The following is a 16,487-nucleotide window of genomic DNA, read 5'->3' as shown; positions in this document are numbered from 1 at the left end:
GCGATGACCTCACTCCCAGCCCGCGCCCTGATTGCCGAAGACGAAGTCCTGCTGGCGACGGCCTTGTCCGCCAGCCTGCAACGCCTGTGGCCAGAACTGGAGATCGTCGGCTTCGCCGCCAACGGCATCGAAGCGGTGGAGCATGCGCTGGCGACGCAACCGGACGTCGTTTTCCTCGACATCAAAATGCCCGGTAAAAGCGGATTGGAAGCGGCGCGCGAACTGGCGGAAGAATGGCCGGAACAGCGTCCGTTTCCGCTGCTGGTGTTCGTCACGGCTTACGACGACTACGCCGTGCAAGCTTTCGAACACGCCGCCATCGATTATGTACTCAAGCCCGCCAACGACGAACGGCTGGCGAAAACCGTGGAACGCCTGCAAGCCCGGCTGGACCGAAGCGGCAAGTCCGGCAACCCCGGGAGCGAACTGGAACGCGTGCTGCAACAGTTGCGCGGCATCGCACCAACCCTCGCGCCGGCGCCCGCAGCGCAGGAGCGACTGCGCATGATACGCGCAGCCGTCGGCAATCAGATCAAGCTGATTCCGATCGAAGAAGTGATTTATTTCGAGGCCACCGACAAGTACGTCAACGTCGTCACCGCCGACAGCGAATCGCTGATCCGCACCAGCCTCAAGGAGCTGATTCCGCAGCTGGATCCCGACGTCTTCTGGCAAATCCATCGCGGCACCATCGTGCGTATCGCGCAGGTGCAATCGGCGCAGCGCGACGAAGCCGGAAAATTGTCGCTGCGGCTGCGCTCGCGTCCGGAAACGCTGGCCGTCAGCCGCCTCTTCACGCATTTGTTCAAACAAATGTAGGCATGGAGGTCATATCGGCTTGACCGTCATCAGATACAGAATCGCCAGCGGCAACAAAGTCGCCACCGAGCCGGCCACGGCCCAGATCGCCGCCAGCCGCCAATAACGCGCCGGGATCTCCGCTTCGCGCGGCAAGGGATGCAGCAAACGCGCCTGCGCCCTTTGCACCGGAATCAGGATGCCAACCCACAGCAAACCGGTGACGGCGAACAGGCCATAGGCCCAGCGCAGCCAGCCGGATGGCGTCAAGCCGTCTTCCAACGCCACCATCGCATGGCCCGCAGCCCCCAACACCAAGATGCCGCCGAATGTAAACACCACGTCGGCCCAGTTGGTCGTGCGCACGGCGAAACGGATCACGGCCAGATCGCGCGTGCGATCGGCCATGATTTTCCAAAATGCGGTGACGATGATGTTGCCGAGAAAGAGAACAACGCCGAGCAGGTGCAAGGTCTTGAGCAGACTGGGTGACATGACTATCCTCCGGATGAAAACAGGAGGCCAGTGTCGCCGGTCCCGCTCTACACACCAAGCGGAATGCGACGAAACGCTCCGGGTTCAGGACGAAATGCCGTTCAGAGGCGATGTTCGGAAAAGAAAAATGCCCGCCGGCCGATAGTCAATCATCAACCGGCGGGCATCTTCACAGCGAACGCTTAGTAACCGGCGTCGCGAATGGCCTCTCTGGTCGCGTGCAAGGCAACGTCGACATGACGCAAGGCATCGCGCTGCAAGCCGCGCACGCGTGGATCGTCTTCTTCATGCGCCAGATCCTGATGCGCCTTCTCCAGCGTCGCCACAGCATCGTGCAGGCGGCCGCGGCGGTCAGGATGCACATCGGCGCGTTCAGGGCGGAACATGTCCTTGCCCACGTCCAGGCCCAGTTACATTACATCACGCTCAGCCAGATCGATTTCGCGCAGGGCAGCCTGCTCGCTGCGCCCCATTTGCCAGTTATCGCCGGGACGATGATCGATCAGCCATCGGGCCTGATCCAGATCTGCCTTGGCATGCGCATAGAAAGGATGGCGACCGGGTTCGTCGGCATGCGCCGCAACAGCGGCAAACGCCGATGTAGTGATGGCTAGCGCCGTGAGTATTTTTTTCATGTTCGTTTTCATTATGGACTCCCTTGTGAATAACTTGCTGTATTACTTCCATGCCGTAGCGTTGCGGTTAACGTCCATAGTAGGGATCATGGCGATAATAGCCGCCATGCGGCGGTCCGACCGGCACGACAATGCAGGCAGACAAGGTGGTGGCGACAAGCACGCCGGCGATGGCGAGTTTGATGAGTTTCTTCATGACGTTCTCCCTGGATTTGTCAAAATCTGACGATGAAGCACAGCTTGCGCGCAAAGCGAAAGACGAGGTAATTCCCATCCGTATCAGGTGTAATCAATTATTTCCACTGCAATTTGGACGAATCGTCCCGCCGCCTGCCTCCATAGCCGCCGGGAAACCCATTCAATGTTGGCGCGCTGCGGTAAAATGTCCGTCTATATAAAATATGCCTCCCACAAAGCATCCATGAGCAACGAACTGAAAAACGGTCACACCCCGGCACCATCCACCAATTTCCTGCGCGGCATCATCGAAGCCGACCTCGTTTCCGGCGCCTATGCCGATCGCAGCGACAAGCAGGGCCAGGCCCTGCCGCAGGTCGTGACCCGCTTTCCGCCCGAACCCAACGGCTACCTGCACATCGGCCACGCCAAGTCGATCTGCCTCAATTTCGGACTGGCGCGCGACTATAACGGCCGCTGCCACCTGCGCTTCGACGACACCAATCCGGAGAAGGAAGACCAGGAATACGTCGACACCATCATCGACTCGGTCAAATGGCTGGGCTTCGACTGGGACCACAACGGCCAGCCGCACCTGTACTACGCCAGCAATTACTTCGACGTCATGTACGCCGGCGCGCAGGCGCTGATCCGCAAGGGCCTGGCCTACGTCGATGAACAAAACGCCGACCAGATGCGCGAAACCCGCGGCACGCTGACCGAACCCGGCACCGATTCGCCGTGGCGCAACCGCCCGGCCGACGAATCGCTGCGCCTGTTCGAAGAAATGCGCGACGGCAAACATGCCGACGGCACGCTGATCCTGCGCGCCAGGATAGACATGGCCAGCCCCAACATGAATTTGCGCGATCCGGCCATCTACCGCATCCGCCACGCCACCCACCACAATACCGGCGACAAGTGGTGCGTGTATCCGATGTACAGCTACGCGCACCCGATCGAAGACGCGCTGGAAAACATCAGCCACTCGATCTGCACGCTGGAGTTCGAAGACCAGCGCCCGTTCTACGACTGGGTGCTGGAGCGCCTGGCCGAAGAAGGTTTCTTCAAGAAGCCGCTGCCGCATCAATACGAATTCGCGCGCCTGAACCTGACCTACATCATCACCAGCAAGCGCAAGCTGAAACAACTGGTCGATGAAAAAATCGTCAGCGGCTGGGACGATCCGCGCATGCCCACCATCGTCGGCCTGCGCCGCCGCGGCTACACGCCGGAAGCGATCCGCCTGATGTGCGACCGTACCGGCGCCTCCAAGAACAACAGCTGGATCGACTACAGCATCCTCGAAGGCGCGCTGCGCGACGACCTCGACCCGAAGGCGCCGCGCGCCGTCGCCGTACTGCGTCCGCTGAAGCTGATCATCGACAATTTCCCCGCAGGCCAAAGCGTCGAATGCAGCGCGCCGGTCTATCCTCCCGCCCACCCGCTGCATGACAGCGAGCACCGCCTGTTCCCGATCACCAAAGATTTGTGGATCGAACAGGAAGACTTCATGGAAGTGCCGACCAAGGGTTATTTCCGCCTGTTCCCGGGCAACAAGGTGCGCCTGCGTTACGGCTATGTGGTCGAATGCACCGGTTGCGACAAGGATGCGGACGGCAACGTCATCGCCGTGCATTGCAACTACTTCGAGGACAGCAAGAGCGGCACGCCGGGCAGCGCCAACTACAAGGTCAAGGGCAACCTGCACTGGGTCAGCGCCGACCATGCGCTGGAGGCTGAAGTGCGCCTGTACGACCGCCTCTTCACCGACGCGCATCCGGACGCCGGCGGCAAGGATTTCAAGCTGGCCCTGAATCCGAACTCGAAGGAAATCATCACCGCCTACCTGGAACCGACGCTGAAGACCGCCGAAGCCGGCGCGATCTATCAGTTCGAACGCCATGGCTACTTCGTTGCCGACCGCGTCGATTCAGTGGCGGGCAAACCGGTATTCAATCGTGCGGTGACGCTGAAAGACAGTTGGGTCGCAAAGTAATACTTCCATCCATGTTCTTCACGCCGGCACTGCATCACTGCATATACAGCGCCGGCATTTTTATGCGGGTCAATGATGTTTGAAACAATGGAAATCAAGCGCTTCTCCTTCGGCACGGTCTACAAGATCCTGGCGATCGCCTCGGGTTTCTCGATGGTGCCGATCTCCATCCTGATGGGCCTGTTCGCCTTCTTCGGCGCCGAAACCATCGTCTGGAACGGCCAGCATCTGACCGGTCTGATGGGACTGATCGCCTCGCCTTTCGTCGGCATCATGCTGGCGCTGATCTTCACCGGCTTCCTCGGCACGCTGTTCGCCTGCGGCCTGTGGCTGTACTCCAAATTCCGACCGCTAGAAATTGAATTTCAAAAAAGCGAATTCCAGAAATATTCATAATTCAAAGCACGACTGCCTCACCTGCGTACGCGCGCCACGCGCATACCGGAAATACACCAAAGGAAAATCATGACCATCTCTTACTACGCTGCGTCCGTCCCCGTTTTCAAGCAAGCACTGAACGCGCTCAAGGACATCCTCAAAAAGGCGGAAGCGCACGCCACCGCCAAAAGCATCGACGCCGATGTTTTCCTCAAGGCCCGCCTGTTCCCGGACATGCTGAACCTGACCCGTCAGGTGCAAATCGCCGCCGACTTCGCCAAGGGCGTGCCTGCGCGTCTGGCCAATGTGGAAGTGCCGCCGTACGAAGACAACGAAGCCAGCTTCGCCGACCTCCAGGCGCGCCTGGACAAGACCATCGCCTTCATCGACGGCCTCAAGCCGGAACAATTCGAAGGCGCCGCAGGCCGCGAGATCGTGCTGCGTCCCGGTACGCCGAAAGAAAAGCGTTTCACCGGCGAAGCCTACCTGCTGCACTACGGCGTGCAACATTTCTTCTTCCACGTCACCACCGCTTACGACATCTTCCGCCACAACGGCGTGGAAATCGGCAAGGGCGATTACATCGGCACGTACTGATCTTTCAGCAGAAAGCGCCCGCTGTTTACGTCGGGCCTTCGAATGGAGTGTGGAATATCGAGAATCCTTCCGTCATTATTTGCGGAAGGATTTTTTTTGATGGGTGGACCTGCTCCGGAGCTAAAATGAGCATGCTTGTTTCCGCTGATGCCTCAGCAAAATCTGCTTGAGGAAGAAGCAATTTCAAATGTAATCAAATGCATCATCCGTTGGCGAACGAAAAATTCTCTGTATAGTGCGACTCTCCCAGAATCGAAAAAAGGTCACCAGATGAAACGCTTTTTCTACGCTTCCGCACTCGTCCTCGGCTGCCTCACGGCACTCTTGTCCGGCCCGGTTGCGGCACAAGTCAGCGTCGCCATCAATATCGGCGTACCTCCACCTGCGCCACGCTATGAAGCCCCTCCTCCGCCACGCGGTGGTTATATATGGGCACCCGGATACTGGAACTGGGATGGGTATCGCCATGTATGGGTGCAGGGACACTGGGAACGCATGCGCCGCGGCTATGAATACGACCGCCCCGAATGGCGTGAAGGGCCACGTGGATGGGAACTGCATCGCGGTGGCTGGCGCCGGGGTGAAGAACGACATCGCGAACATGACAACGACGATCGTGACGACGGACCGCGCTATCATTGCCCACCGGGGCAGGCGAAAAAGGGAAATTGCTGATCCGGGTATCGTCGACCGACAACCTGTCGTCTGACGACTGCACAAAGCGCGCCACAACGCTTTGTGCGCCTCTCCGACGTGGCGTCAGTATGACTCCTAGAAACGACTGGTGATCACCAGATCTTCAGCCACTTCAGCAAACCGACCGTGGCTGCGCCGAGGCCGATCATCACCCACATCACCATGGTGAACGAGGCTTCGTCATGCAACCCCGGCAAGCCGGCTACGTTCATCCCGAAGATACCCGACACCAGCGTGGCAGGCATCAGCAACGCGGTCAGAATCGACAAGGCCATCAGGTTGCGGTTCATCTGCTCCGACATCTGCGAAGCGATTTCTTCCTGCAGCAGTTTGGCGCGTTCGTACAGCGCTTCCAGGGTCAGGTGCAACTCATTGAGTTCATCGAGCGCGTGGTTGAGTTCCTCCAGCGCGGCGGTCGGCACCCAGGCCGGACGCAGGCGATTGAGCTGGCTCAGCAGGCGCCGCTCCGGCGTGATGTGGCGTCGCAATTCCGCCAACTGACGACGGATTGCACTAAGCTCGGCACGGTCTTCCGGTCGACGATCGGACAGCACCGACTCTTCGATGTCGTCCACCTTGTCGTTGAGCGAGGCGACGCGCGCATCGAAGCCGTCCGCCAGGCAGCGCAGCAACTCGGCGAACAATTCCATCGGGTTGTCGAACAGCGCGCCGTCGAGCACCTTCTGGCGCAGCATGTTGGTCGAACACAGCGGTTGCGTGCGCAAGGTCAGCAGGCGGTTGCCGTCGAGGAAAAAATGCAGCGCGCCCTTTTCGGTGCCGGTGTCGCCGATTTCCATCTTGAGATCGGCCAGCGTGCCGTAGGCGCCGTTGGCGGTGGTGTGCAGGCAGGGATGGGTATCGCTGCTCACAAGAAATTCCGCGATATGCTCGGGAATCTCGTCGCTGTTTTCCATCCAGTGGCGCACCTTGACGTCGGCGGTCTTGACGTGCAGCCAACTGAACGCGGGAGAAGCGACCTTGTTGGCCAGGATTTCATGCCATTTCAAAGGCGTGGCGCGTCCTTCGTCGAAACGAAATGCACAGATAAACCCCGCAGGCTCGTAGAGCAGATGTAAGGCTTGAGGCGTTTCTGGGGGATTATGCATGGCGCAGCGTACTCCACAAGGAAACGCCGGATTTTACCGATCGACTTTGACAATTTTGTGACAAATCGCCTGCAGACCGACCGTCACCTGCAGACCGCCTGCCGGTTTCCGATGTCACAACAGCATCAATAATTGTAGTTGCGATTGGCGTAGGCGTCGCGTGCCGCACCGCATTGTGCAATCTGATCCTTCTCCATGCCGGAGGTGCCGTTCATCTGGCACTGGTCGGAAACCGACTTGGCCTCATCGATATGCTGGCGGAAATAGGCGTAGTCCTTCTTGCCGGCAAAGGCGTCGCAGCCGGACAGCAACGGCGCGGCGATACACAGCAGTGCGAGGGAGTGTTTGAGAACGGTATTCATACGGCGTATTCCTGTTTTTTGAGTAATGGCGGCCGACATTGCCGCAATCGCCACTACGCATCGCCAGTCCCCTTCCCGGGTCCGATCAGATGCAATGCGACTGCAACGCATGAGTATAGTAAGTCGATAAAAATTGCTCAATGGAAATCTGACAAAATTCCCTTGAGCAACATGAATAACATGAAAACGCGACCATTAGGCCGCGTTTTTATGACCACAGGATGTCATCAGCCCCGCTTTTTCAACAACGCGTACAAAATGATCGCGCCGAAGGTGGCGGTACCGATGCCGCCCAGGGCGAAACCGCCCAGCTTCAGCGTGAAGTCGCCCGCGCCCAGCACCAGCGTCACCGCCGCCACGATCAGGTTGGTGTTGTTGGAAAAGTCGACCTTGTTCTCCACCCAGATGCGCGCGCCGGACACGGTGATCAGGCCGAACACCACGATCGACACGCCGCCCAGCACCGCGCCGGGAATCGTCAGGATCACCGCGCCGAACTTGGGCGAAAAGCCCAGCACGATCGCAATCACCGCCGCCACCACGAACACCAGCGTCGAGTAGATCTTGGTGACCGCCATGACACCGATGTTTTCCGCATAAGTCGTCACGCCCGTGCCGCCGACGCTGCCCGACAATATCGTCGCCAGGCCGTCGCCGATGAAGGCGCGTCCCATGTACTTGTCGAGATTCTGGCCGGTCATGGCGCTGACCGCCTTGATGTGGCCGAGATTCTCCGCCACCAGGATGACGGCGACCGGCGCCAGCAAGGCCATCGCCTCCATCTTGAACACCGGCGTCGCAAACGTCGGAATGCCGAACCAGGCGGCATTGGCGACGCTGCTGAAATCAATCGGTTTGCCCAGGCCGGCGCCGTTGGTCAGGATCGCGTAAATCACATAGGCCAGCAGCAAGCCGATCAGGATCAGCAGGCGCTGCACCATGCCGCGCGTGAACACCGCCACCAGGCCGACGCACAACACCGTGCCCAGCGCCATCCATGCATCGAAGTTATTGCCGGTCACGCCCTTGACCGCGATCGGCGCCAGATTCAGGCCGATCACCGCGACCACCGAGCCGGTGACCACCGGCGGCATCAGGCTCTCGATCCAGCGCGTGCCGATGGCGCCGACGAGGAAACCGATCAGCGTGTACACCACCCCGCACGCGACGATGCCGCCCAGCGCGACGCCGAGATTGATGTTGGGGCCATGTCCCGCATAGCCGGTGACGGCAATCACCAGACCGATGAAGGCGAAACTGGAACCCAGGTAGCTCGGCACGCGGCCGCCCACCAGCAGGAAGAACAACAAGGTGCCGACACCCGACATCAGGATCGCCAGATTGGGATCGAAACCCATCAGCAACGGCGCCAGCACGGTCGAACCGAACATCGCCACCACATGCTGCACACCCATGGCGACGGTCTGCGGCATCGGCAAGCGTTCATCGGTTGCGATGACCTGACCTTGTCCGTCGGAGGTGCTGCTGCGTACGCGCCACTGTGGAAAATAAGAACCTGCCATGAGTTTCCTTCCGGATGTTATTGGAACGCGCCGCCTGACAAATCTCATGAATCGAATAGACGGCGGCACGCCTTGTTATTGGATGACCGGGAGCTAGTGTATTGAGAGGCGGCAAAAATAACAATTGCCTGCAAGGTGGAAACGACCGAAATGGATAAAAAATTTACGGATACCGCCGGCGCTGCTTTTTCGCGGTGCAGATTTGCCGGCATGGGGCATCGCCTGCCCCAATTTGGCATGCGCCGACAATCGCCATCGGCGCGCACCGGCATCCGATCAGCGATAAAAAAAAGCGCACCGGCAAAGCGGTGCGCCGGCTGACGTGAACCTCTGTCAGGGGAAAACCGGAATATGCGGCTCGATACCCTTGAAGCTGGCTTCGGGATGGCGGCTGGCAATCAGCTCCTCAATCGCCTCAATGCGCTTGAACGGCACGTCGACCAGCAACAACACCTTGCCGGCTGCAATATCCGCATGAAAGTTTTTCAGCCGCGAATTGGGAATCGCAGCCGCCGCCATGCCCGACATCCAACTGCCCAGCACCGCACCGACGACGGTGGTGACCAGCACGGCAAACATGTTGAGCTGCACCCACTCGGGCGGAAACAACACCAGCCACAAACCGCCCGCCAGGCCCATCAGGCCGCCGGCCAGCAGTCCCATTTCGGCGCCGTGCGTGAGGTCGGTCTTGTGGAAGAAAGTCGCATCGGGCATGTCGTCCGGCAAGTCGCCGTCGCGCGCCCAGAAATGAATGCGCCGGATTTCGATGCGCGCCAGCAAGAGTTCATCGAGCATGCTGCGCGCACTGGAAATATCCGGCAGCATGAAGTACAGCCTTTGTCTGCCTAACATGATCGCCTCCTTGAGCAAGGCGCCACCAACCGCCGCGACATGGGAAAGCCAGGACCGGCGGTGCAGGCCCCTCTGCTTTCAGCATAGTCATTTGCACAATAAAGTACAGGTCCGGCTTGAAGGCTTTTCATGCGGCATGCGCGACGGGGCGGGACGAGTCACGCAATGCCGGCGGGAAAATGCAATAATCGAGACCCGCTTTTCCATCCCTACGGAGACAACAATGATTCTGGAACTTGCCGACATCCGCATTCAACCAGGCAAACAAGCTGAATTCGACGAAGCCATCCAGCGCGGCATCGCGCAGACCATTTCCAAGGCCAAGGGTTATCTCGGTCACAAGGTGCAAAAAGGCGTGGAAGCGCCGGAACGTTATCTGTTGATGGTGTACTGGGCGACGCTGGAAAACCACACCGTCGATTTCCGCGAATCGCCGGCCTTCACCGAATGGCGCGGCATCGTCGGCCCCTTCTTCGCCAGCGCGCCGCATGTCGAACACTTTGCCCTGTTGACCGAATCGACATAAAAATAGCAGCAAGATCGAGAGAATATCGCCGTCTGGTTGCACTCGATCGATAGAGCGCAACCGCTCCGGCGCCGCATTTGCTGTTGTCACAATCCCGTCATTGCAGCAGGTCATCATCCTGCCGCAATGACGATCCCATACGGCAACATGCGGGAACGCATTATGCGTGGGCTACTCTGACATGACCCGGCGTTGCAGTTGCCATTGACGCATCCCGGCATGTACATCATCGCGAACTCTCATCACTGATTTACCCGGACCTTATTGCATGAAGATTTTTACCCGCATCGCCGCGTTGTTCATCGTCGCCTGTGCGACGGCCTGCAGCGAGCCGCCGGACGATACGCACTTGCAGGAGCAGGTGATTTCCGGGTTTTACCAACAGCACCTGAAGACGCACACGCCCGGCATTCCCAATGCCGACGAACTCAAGCAACTGCAACCCTTCCTCTCGCAGGCGCTGTTCGCCTTGCTGAGCAAGGCGTCGGAAACCGAAGTCAAATATCACGCCGCCGCCGAACAACCGGTGCCACCGCTGGTGGACGGCGACCTGTTCACGTCGCTGTTCGAAGGCGCCACCTCGTTCAAGGTGGATAGTTGCGAGAGCGAAGACAACCGCGCCTCCTGCCAGGTGAAATTCCGCCACGCCGGCGCTAATGGCGGCGGCGACGAAAACTGGAAGGACAAGTTGTTGCTGATCAAGGAGAACAATCAATGGCGCATCGACGACATCGAGTTTCTTGGCAGCGGCCAGTCTTCTCAACGCGAATACCTGACCGACACGCTGGGCAGCATCGTGCAGGACTACAACTGACTCCCGATCGCCGGACCGCCTTCGCGGCCGGCGACGATACATCGCGTTCCCTCAGCGAAGACACAGCTGAACATATTGGAGAAATGCGTTGAAGAAATCCGCAACTTCTTCCGATAATCTCCCTGTCGGCAGCGCCGACGCGCTGAGGTAGGATAGATACCGCAACAGACGGACGCTGCAATCCGGGCGCGCGATGACCAGAGCAGTTTGATCGCGGTTGATTTATCATGTCGGATGTATTTCCTCATGGCAATCTGCAATCCGAAGACATCGACACCATGACAATACGACAATAAAACAAGCAAACAATGGACCTGGTTATCCGGACAGACATCCGCGTCGTCGGTCATCACGGCAACGCCGCCGCCAACGACGAAGACGACCAGGCCGGGGAGAAAAAGATCGTGAAGCAATTCGGCAATATTCTGATCCTTGCAGCAAGCCTGCTGATTGCAGGCTGCAGCGCCAGCCGCGAACAAGAGGCCAAGGACCTGGTCAACAGTTTCTACCAGACCCATCAATCCAACCGCCCTGTCGGCGCGCTATCGCTCAAAGAGCTGATCACCTTCCGCCACTTCTTGTCGGTACCCTTGTTCGACCTGCTCAAGGACGTCTCGGTGGCCGAAGAAGCGCATCTGGCGCAGACCGATAATCAGGCCCCGCCGCTGGTCGACGGCGACCTGTTCACCACGCATCCCAAAGGCGCCTCGACCTATCGCGTGCTCGGCTGCGAGGTCAAGGAAAACAACAGCACCTGCTCGGTCGAAGTGATCTACAGCGACGCCAAACTGCAATCGCCGTTCAAGTCGGTCGACCGCGTCGTGCTCGCACGCGATGCGCGCGGCTGGGTCATCGACAACATCGAATACGGCGGCGGCAGCGCCAACAGCGGCATGCATCAGGGCGACCTGCAAAAGAACCTGCAGGCGATCCTCAGCAAGAACGAACGACGCATCGTTCAGTAGAACTCATCATCCAGAATCGCCACGCGATCGGCAGCAATCTTCGCGTGACGGCGATCGTCGGTTAAAATCGCGGTGTCCCGGCCGGCTTCGGCCGCGCCTCGCCGCTCATCACCCATTGCTCAGCAATCACCGACTCTTCACTGTCACGATGTCCAATCACACCTTCCTCTGGCATGACTACGAAACCTTCGGCGCCCAGGCGCGCCGCGATCGCCCGGCGCAGTTCGCCGCGATCCGCACCGATGCCGAACTCAACGAGATCGGCGACCCGATCATGATCTACTGCAAACCGGCGCCGGATTTCGTGCCCGATCCGCAGTCCTGCCTGATCACCCACATCACGCCGCAAGACTGTCTTGAACGCGGCATCCCCGAATACCAGTTCGCCGCGCAGATCGAACAGGCCATGTCAGAACCCGGCACCATCGGCGTCGGCTACAACACAATCCGCTTCGACGACGAGATCACGCGCTTCATGTTCTGGCGCAACCTGATCGATCCGTATGCGCGCGAGTGGCAAAACAATTGCGGCCGCTGGGATCTGCTGGACGTGGTGCGCACCACCTATGCCTTGCGTCCCGAAGGCATCGCGTGGCCGAAGAAGGAAGACGGCGTCACGCCCAGCTTCAAACTCGAACATCTGACCAAGCAAAACGGCATTGCCCACGAAGCAGCCCACGATGCATTGTCCGATGTGCGAGCGACCATCGCCTTTGCGCGCCTGATCAAGGAAAAGCAGCCGCGCCTGTTCGACTTCTGTCTGGCCCTGCACAAGAAAGACCGCGTCGCCGCCGAAATCGGTTTGCCGACACCCAAGCCCTTCCTGCATGTGTCCGGCATGTTCCCCGCCGCGCAGGGTTGCCTCGCCGTGATGTGGCCGCTGGGCACGCATCCGACCAACAAGAACGAAATCATCGCCTGGGACCTGAGCCGCGATCCCGGCGAACTGACCGGACTGGACGTCGACACGATCCGCACGCGCATGTTCAGCAAGACCGACGACCTGCCCGAAGGCGTCTCGCGCCTGCCGGTCAAGACCATCCACCTGAACAAGTCGCCGATGGTGATCTCCAGCCTGAAAACGCTCACTGCGGCGCGCGCCGCCGAGTTCGGTCTCGACATCGACGCCGCGTTGCAAAACGCTGCCGCCGCGGCAGCCTTGCCCGAAATGGGCGCGGTCTGGGCCAAGGTGTTCCAGCGTCCCAAGGAAGCCGCGCCGGACGTGGACGAAGATTTGTACGGCGGCTTCGTCGGCAACAACGACCGCCGCCAGCTGACGCAATTGCGCGCGCTGTCGCCGCAACAATTGGCACAAGCGGCGCAGACGCGCATCACGTTCGACGATGTCAGGCTGGAAGAATTGCTGTTCCGCTATCGCGCGCGCAACTTCCCCGACACGCTGTCGGCAGAAGAAACGCAACGCTGGGAAGCCCATCGCGCCGCGCGCCTGTTCGACGGCGAAGGCGGGGCGCGCACTCTGGACGCGCTGTTCGAACAGATCGACCAGTTGTCCGAAAGCGTGGATGAGCGCGGCGAGGAAATCCTCGGCGCGCTGTATGACTATGCAGAAATGATTGCGCCGGAACGGTCCTGATCGGACGTATTCGACGACAGAACACGGCCTGGCTGCATGACTGGGTGTGTCCTCTGTAACGACATGGCGTCGGTTTATTGCGACGATGCGTCGCCTGTCGCCGGCAGCGCTTTGAGTTTGCCGATGAAGTCGCGCAACGGCAGTTGGATGTCTTCAAACAAGGGATGCTTGCGGTTTTTCAGCATGACTTCGGCGAACAGTTTGAGCCCTACCGCCAGCGAGGCGCTGGTGTCGGCGTCAAACTGATTCTTGCTCGCGAGCCTGTCGACGATGTGGAAAATATCGTCGTGATTGCCGGTTTCAAATTGCAGCGGCGCATGCTGCGTCTGGCTTTCCGAGGTCGTGGCCAGATGTTCCATGGTGATGCGATAACGATGTTCTCTCATTGCTGCTCCTTTCGTTTCGTCAATGAATGGATCAGGCGCGTTCGATGGCGACGGCGGCGCGGTCGATGATGTCGATGATCGCGTGCAATTGCTGCTGGTCGAGTTCGCCCTTGCCCAGTCGCGTGTGCAATGCCATTTTGAAATTCTGGATAGCGCGGCGCAGTTCCGGCGCGTCGGTGCCGCTGGCGCGCTGCTTGATTTCCAGACGCTGCAGCACGACGTCCAGCGCTTCCTTGTTCTGGTCCAGAAAATCCACGCCTTCCGCAGTCACGCGATACAGCTTCTTGCCGCCGTTTTCCGCTTCCACCGCGGCATATCCCAGTTCTTCCAGCAACGTCAGCGTCGGGTAGATCACACCCGGGCTCGGGCTGTAATCGCCGCCGACCAGCACCTCGATGGCTTTGATGACTTCATAGCCGTGACGAGGCTTGTCCTGCAGCAAATGCAGAATCACCAGACGCAGGCTGCCCTGCTCGAACATGCGCGGACCGCGTCCGCCTTCCCTGCCGCCGCGACCGCGGCCGCCTTCGTCAAACAATCCGCCGCCGTGATGCGCTCGTTCATGGCGATGATGCGTGGGGCCGTGGTGGCCACCGATAAAACGTCCGAACATGATGTTCCTTTCTTGGTTAAGACGTTTTATAAGATATATCTTAGAAATTACTAAGTCAATACTTATCCAGGAATTTATTTTGCTGTCAACGATGCTCGGGAAGCAACAATGACCTGCGCTCACCACGCGGATCGGGGGCGCCAGGGCCCAAGCTCCCGCAGCGAGGTCTTGACACCTAACACTGTAAGTCTATAATTCGCAAAAGACTACCAGTGTTAGGTTTGACTTTCAAATACCGCGTCATTGTCAGCAACCGTCTTCTCCCGATCACTGGCTTATCAACCTGCCGACCCAGTCGGCCCGTACAAGGCTCGAATACCCATGACTGCAAAAATTTGGTTCATCACCGGTGCTTCACGCGGCTTTGGCCGCACCTGGGCGCAAGCCGCGTTACAGCGTGGCGACAAGGTCGTCGCAACCGCGCGAACCCTGGACAATCTGCGCGACCTTGGCGCGACTTACGGCGATCGCGTGCTGACCCTGGCGCTGGACGTGACGGATCGTGATGCCGTCTTTGCCGCTGTCGCCCAAGCGCATCGCCATTTCGGCCGGTTGGACGTAGTGATTAACAATGCCGGTTACGGGCTGGTCGGCACGCTGGAAGAAACCACGGAGGCGCAGGCGCGCGCGCAACTGGAAACGAACTTCTTCGGCGCCCTTTGGGGAATGCAGGCGGCGTTGCCGATCTTGCGTGCACAAGGCGCGGGGCACATCCTGACGGTATCCAGCATCGGCGCCATCACGACCTTCCCGACCGCCAGTGTGTACTGCGCGTCCAAATGGGCGCTCGAAGGATTATGCGAGACGCTGTCCAAAGAGGTCGCGGATTTCGGCATCAAGGTGACGCTGATCGAACCCGCCGGCTACGACACCGACTGGCGCGGCAGTTCCGCGCAACACACCAGCAAGCTGGAAGCCTATGCCGGTCTGCGTACCCAACTTGCCGCTGCGATGGGCAATCGGACCTTGGGCGATCCCGCGGCCACTGCCGGGGCCATTCTGGAGGTGGTTGATGCGAAGGAACCGCCGTTGCGCATCCTGCTCGGGGCCAATGCCGTCGACATCGCGGCACGCACCTATGCCGACCGGGTGGCTGTCTGGAAGCAGTGGGAGGAAGTATCCTGCGCCGCCCAGAACATGGCAGCCTGACGTTGAATTCTCGATCGGAGCCTACTCCCATGCATGAACGTGATGTCGATATCGATGACCTTGTGTCGGCGAGCCGGCGCACTGCGTCGGCCGTGACGGCAGGTCCGGTTGCCAGAACGCTGATCCGTTGGTTCATGCACAGCGCTACCGTCACGTCGGTACAACCGCTGTCCCATCGCTTTCGCTTGCTCGAACTGCACAGCGATGCCTTCAAGACAGCCGCTTTCACATGCGGCCAGAAGCTCCAGATTCTGGTGGGCCAGGGCCTGACCTCCCGCACCTACACCCCTGTTCGCTGGGACCAGTCACGCGGCACCGCGTCGATTCTCGTCTATACGCACGACGATGCCGGCCCTGGCGGCAGGTGGGGCGACACGGTGGCCTCCGGCGATACGTGTCAGGTGTTCGGCCCACGCAACGCCTTGACGCTGGCCTCCTTGCCCGCACCGCTGGTGTTGCTGGGCGATGAGACCTCGTTCGGCCAGGCGGTTTCCTTGCGGGAGGCGGCGCTGCATGCAGGAGGTGCTGTGGCGCCTCGCCATGTGTTCGAGGTCGCCTCGGTCGAAGAAGCCGAACAGGTCCTGCAAGCGCTCGGATTGGAGGCCGTTGCATTGCTGTCGCGCGCACCCGACGATGCCCACCTGGTCCAGGCGGACTCGCACCTGCGTGCGTGGGCGGCACAAGACTGCGCGTTTGTCCTCACCGGTCGCAGTGCATTCATCCAACGCATGCGACGCCAACTGAAGACGCTCAACGTACTCTCGAACCGGATCGTCGCCAAGGTGCATTGGGCGCCTGGCCGGAAGGGACTCGACTGATGCG

Annotated in this window: 21 protein-coding genes; 11 read left to right on the top strand and 10 right to left on the bottom strand. The window is 59.7% G+C overall.

Annotation, left to right across the window (positions count from 1 at the left end; all coding sequences use genetic code 11):
* The first annotated feature begins 3 nt into the window (after positions 1-3).
* Complete coding sequence (locus PMI16_RS02575) at positions 4-819, top strand: LytR/AlgR family response regulator transcription factor (RefSeq protein ID WP_007876122.1); 816 nt, start codon at positions 4-6, stop codon at positions 817-819.
* Between the two features lie 9 nt (positions 820-828).
* Here the strand turns inward: PMI16_RS02575 and PMI16_RS02570 are convergent, their stop codons facing one another.
* From PMI16_RS02570 to PMI16_RS26640, 4 genes are all read right to left on the bottom strand, one after another.
* Positions 829-1,293, bottom strand: coding sequence for a DUF2269 family protein (locus PMI16_RS02570; protein ID WP_007876120.1), 465 nt, complete (start codon positions 1,291-1,293; stop codon positions 829-831).
* 182 nt (positions 1,294-1,475) lie between these two features.
* A complete protein-coding gene (locus PMI16_RS02565) occupies positions 1,476-1,679 on the bottom strand; it encodes a hypothetical protein (RefSeq protein WP_007876118.1) in 204 nt (67 codons plus the stop codon).
* A 24-nt stretch (positions 1,680-1,703) separates the two neighbouring features.
* Complete coding sequence (locus PMI16_RS02560) at positions 1,704-1,928, bottom strand: hypothetical protein (protein WP_157212500.1); 225 nt, start codon at positions 1,926-1,928, stop codon at positions 1,704-1,706.
* 67 nt (positions 1,929-1,995) lie between these two features.
* The gene (locus PMI16_RS26640) at positions 1,996-2,124 is read right to left on the bottom strand and encodes a hypothetical protein (RefSeq protein ID WP_007876107.1); all 129 of its coding nucleotides are present in this window, start codon (positions 2,122-2,124) and stop codon (positions 1,996-1,998) included.
* A 225-nt stretch (positions 2,125-2,349) separates the two neighbouring features.
* On the opposite strand from PMI16_RS26640, the gene PMI16_RS02555 reads away from it, so the two are divergent.
* The 4 genes from PMI16_RS02555 to PMI16_RS02540 all read left to right on the top strand — a co-directional run bounded on the left by PMI16_RS02555 (position 2,350) and on the right by PMI16_RS02540 (position 5,754).
* Positions 2,350-4,104 carry a glutamine--tRNA ligase/YqeY domain fusion protein gene (locus PMI16_RS02555; RefSeq protein WP_034378979.1) on the top strand — a complete coding sequence of 585 codons (1,755 nt, stop codon included), beginning with the start codon at positions 2,350-2,352 and terminating at the stop codon, positions 4,102-4,104.
* A gap of 72 nt (positions 4,105-4,176) precedes the next feature.
* Positions 4,177-4,500, top strand: coding sequence for a hypothetical protein (locus PMI16_RS02550; RefSeq protein ID WP_007876104.1), 324 nt, complete (start codon positions 4,177-4,179; stop codon positions 4,498-4,500).
* 69 nt (positions 4,501-4,569) lie between these two features.
* Positions 4,570-5,079, top strand: a complete 510-nt coding sequence (locus tag PMI16_RS02545) for a DUF1993 domain-containing protein (protein ID WP_007876102.1) — start codon at positions 4,570-4,572, stop codon at positions 5,077-5,079.
* Positions 5,080-5,214: 135 nt separating this feature from the next.
* Positions 5,215-5,754: a YXWGXW repeat-containing protein gene (locus PMI16_RS02540; protein ID WP_337469003.1), complete on the top strand. Its 540-nt coding sequence runs from the start codon at positions 5,215-5,217 to the stop codon at positions 5,752-5,754.
* Between the two features lie 113 nt (positions 5,755-5,867).
* On the opposite strand, the gene PMI16_RS02535 is transcribed toward PMI16_RS02540, so the two are convergent.
* The 4 genes from PMI16_RS02535 to PMI16_RS02520 form a co-directional block, all read right to left on the bottom strand.
* Positions 5,868-6,881 carry a transporter gene (locus PMI16_RS02535; protein ID WP_007876098.1) on the bottom strand — a complete coding sequence of 338 codons (1,014 nt, stop codon included), beginning with the start codon at positions 6,879-6,881 and terminating at the stop codon, positions 5,868-5,870.
* A 125-nt stretch (positions 6,882-7,006) separates the two neighbouring features.
* The gene (locus tag PMI16_RS02530; protein ID WP_007876097.1) at positions 7,007-7,243 is read right to left on the bottom strand and encodes a hypothetical protein; all 237 of its coding nucleotides are present in this window, start codon (positions 7,241-7,243) and stop codon (positions 7,007-7,009) included.
* Between the two features lie 227 nt (positions 7,244-7,470).
* Positions 7,471-8,766: a solute carrier family 23 protein gene (locus PMI16_RS02525; RefSeq protein ID WP_007876096.1), complete on the bottom strand. Its 1,296-nt coding sequence runs from the start codon at positions 8,764-8,766 to the stop codon at positions 7,471-7,473.
* Positions 8,767-9,099: 333 nt separating this feature from the next.
* Positions 9,100-9,618 carry a hypothetical protein gene (locus tag PMI16_RS02520; protein ID WP_007876095.1) on the bottom strand — a complete coding sequence of 173 codons (519 nt, stop codon included), beginning with the start codon at positions 9,616-9,618 and terminating at the stop codon, positions 9,100-9,102.
* Positions 9,619-9,841: 223 nt separating this feature from the next.
* On the opposite strand from PMI16_RS02520, the gene PMI16_RS02515 reads away from it, so the two are divergent.
* The 4 genes from PMI16_RS02515 (at position 9,842) to sbcB (ending at position 13,517) form a co-directional block, all read left to right on the top strand.
* Positions 9,842-10,144: an antibiotic biosynthesis monooxygenase family protein gene (locus PMI16_RS02515; RefSeq protein ID WP_007876093.1), complete on the top strand. Its 303-nt coding sequence runs from the start codon at positions 9,842-9,844 to the stop codon at positions 10,142-10,144.
* A gap of 268 nt (positions 10,145-10,412) precedes the next feature.
* On the top strand, positions 10,413-10,958 hold the full coding sequence (locus tag PMI16_RS02510; RefSeq protein ID WP_007876091.1) for a DUF3828 domain-containing protein: 546 nt from the start codon (positions 10,413-10,415) through the stop codon (positions 10,956-10,958).
* A 308-nt stretch (positions 10,959-11,266) separates the two neighbouring features.
* Entirely contained in the window at positions 11,267-11,923 is a 657-nt protein-coding gene (locus tag PMI16_RS02505; RefSeq protein WP_007876089.1) for a hypothetical protein, read from the top strand.
* A 148-nt stretch (positions 11,924-12,071) separates the two neighbouring features.
* Entirely contained in the window at positions 12,072-13,517 is a 1,446-nt protein-coding gene (gene sbcB / locus PMI16_RS02500; protein WP_007876087.1) for an exodeoxyribonuclease I, read from the top strand.
* Positions 13,518-13,591: 74 nt separating this feature from the next.
* On the opposite strand, the gene PMI16_RS02495 is transcribed toward sbcB, so the two are convergent.
* Both PMI16_RS02495 and PMI16_RS02490 read right to left on the bottom strand, forming a co-directional pair.
* A complete protein-coding gene (locus PMI16_RS02495; protein WP_007876079.1) occupies positions 13,592-13,903 on the bottom strand; it encodes a DUF3861 domain-containing protein in 312 nt (103 codons plus the stop codon).
* A 31-nt stretch (positions 13,904-13,934) separates the two neighbouring features.
* Positions 13,935-14,516 (bottom strand): PadR family transcriptional regulator, encoded by a 582-nt coding sequence (locus tag PMI16_RS02490; protein WP_007876077.1) that lies wholly within the window; start codon positions 14,514-14,516, stop codon positions 13,935-13,937.
* A 321-nt stretch (positions 14,517-14,837) separates the two neighbouring features.
* On the opposite strand from PMI16_RS02490, the gene PMI16_RS02485 reads away from it, so the two are divergent.
* Positions 14,838-15,665, top strand: coding sequence for an oxidoreductase (locus tag PMI16_RS02485; RefSeq protein ID WP_007876075.1), 828 nt, complete (start codon positions 14,838-14,840; stop codon positions 15,663-15,665).
* Positions 15,666-15,694: 29 nt separating this feature from the next.
* Entirely contained in the window at positions 15,695-16,483 is a 789-nt protein-coding gene (locus tag PMI16_RS02480) for a siderophore-interacting protein (RefSeq protein WP_007876073.1), read from the top strand.
* Positions 16,484-16,487: the final 4 nt, after the last annotated feature.

The sequence above is a fragment of the Herbaspirillum sp. CF444 genome, assembly GCF_000282135.1.
In the GTDB taxonomy this organism is placed as follows: Bacteria; Pseudomonadota; Gammaproteobacteria; order Burkholderiales; family Burkholderiaceae_D; genus Herbaspirillum.
Note: the sequence above shows the minus strand (reverse complement) of the source record. Positions and strands in the feature narration are given on the sequence as shown.

Excerpts from the sequence above, each read along its gene's own strand:
- PMI16_RS02575 (WP_007876122.1), top strand. The coding sequence starts at position 4 with ATGACCTCACTCCCAGCCCGCGCCCTGATTGCCGAAGACGAAGTCCTG.
- PMI16_RS02570 (WP_007876120.1), bottom strand. The coding sequence starts at position 1,293 with ATGTCACCCAGTCTGCTCAAGACCTTGCACCTGCTCGGCGTTGTTCTC.
- PMI16_RS02565 (WP_007876118.1), bottom strand. The coding sequence starts at position 1,679 with ATGTTCCGCCCTGAACGCGCCGATGTGCATCCTGACCGCCGCGGCCGC.
- PMI16_RS02560 (WP_157212500.1), bottom strand. The coding sequence starts at position 1,928 with ATGAAAAAAATACTCACGGCGCTAGCCATCACTACATCGGCGTTTGCC.
- PMI16_RS26640 (WP_007876107.1), bottom strand. The coding sequence starts at position 2,124 with ATGAAGAAACTCATCAAACTCGCCATCGCCGGCGTGCTTGTCGCCACC.
- PMI16_RS02555 (WP_034378979.1), top strand. The coding sequence starts at position 2,350 with ATGAGCAACGAACTGAAAAACGGTCACACCCCGGCACCATCCACCAAT.
- PMI16_RS02550 (WP_007876104.1), top strand. The coding sequence starts at position 4,177 with ATGATGTTTGAAACAATGGAAATCAAGCGCTTCTCCTTCGGCACGGTC.
- PMI16_RS02545 (WP_007876102.1), top strand. The coding sequence starts at position 4,570 with ATGACCATCTCTTACTACGCTGCGTCCGTCCCCGTTTTCAAGCAAGCA.
- PMI16_RS02535 (WP_007876098.1), bottom strand. The coding sequence starts at position 6,881 with ATGCATAATCCCCCAGAAACGCCTCAAGCCTTACATCTGCTCTACGAG.
- PMI16_RS02530 (WP_007876097.1), bottom strand. The coding sequence starts at position 7,243 with ATGAATACCGTTCTCAAACACTCCCTCGCACTGCTGTGTATCGCCGCG.
- PMI16_RS02525 (WP_007876096.1), bottom strand. The coding sequence starts at position 8,766 with ATGGCAGGTTCTTATTTTCCACAGTGGCGCGTACGCAGCAGCACCTCC.
- PMI16_RS02520 (WP_007876095.1), bottom strand. The coding sequence starts at position 9,618 with ATGTTAGGCAGACAAAGGCTGTACTTCATGCTGCCGGATATTTCCAGT.
- PMI16_RS02515 (WP_007876093.1), top strand. The coding sequence starts at position 9,842 with ATGATTCTGGAACTTGCCGACATCCGCATTCAACCAGGCAAACAAGCT.
- PMI16_RS02510 (WP_007876091.1), top strand. The coding sequence starts at position 10,413 with ATGAAGATTTTTACCCGCATCGCCGCGTTGTTCATCGTCGCCTGTGCG.
- PMI16_RS02505 (WP_007876089.1), top strand. The coding sequence starts at position 11,267 with ATGGACCTGGTTATCCGGACAGACATCCGCGTCGTCGGTCATCACGGC.
- sbcB (WP_007876087.1), top strand. The coding sequence starts at position 12,072 with ATGTCCAATCACACCTTCCTCTGGCATGACTACGAAACCTTCGGCGCC.
- PMI16_RS02495 (WP_007876079.1), bottom strand. The coding sequence starts at position 13,903 with ATGAGAGAACATCGTTATCGCATCACCATGGAACATCTGGCCACGACC.
- PMI16_RS02490 (WP_007876077.1), bottom strand. The coding sequence starts at position 14,516 with ATGTTCGGACGTTTTATCGGTGGCCACCACGGCCCCACGCATCATCGC.
- PMI16_RS02485 (WP_007876075.1), top strand. The coding sequence starts at position 14,838 with ATGACTGCAAAAATTTGGTTCATCACCGGTGCTTCACGCGGCTTTGGC.
- PMI16_RS02480 (WP_007876073.1), top strand. The coding sequence starts at position 15,695 with ATGCATGAACGTGATGTCGATATCGATGACCTTGTGTCGGCGAGCCGG.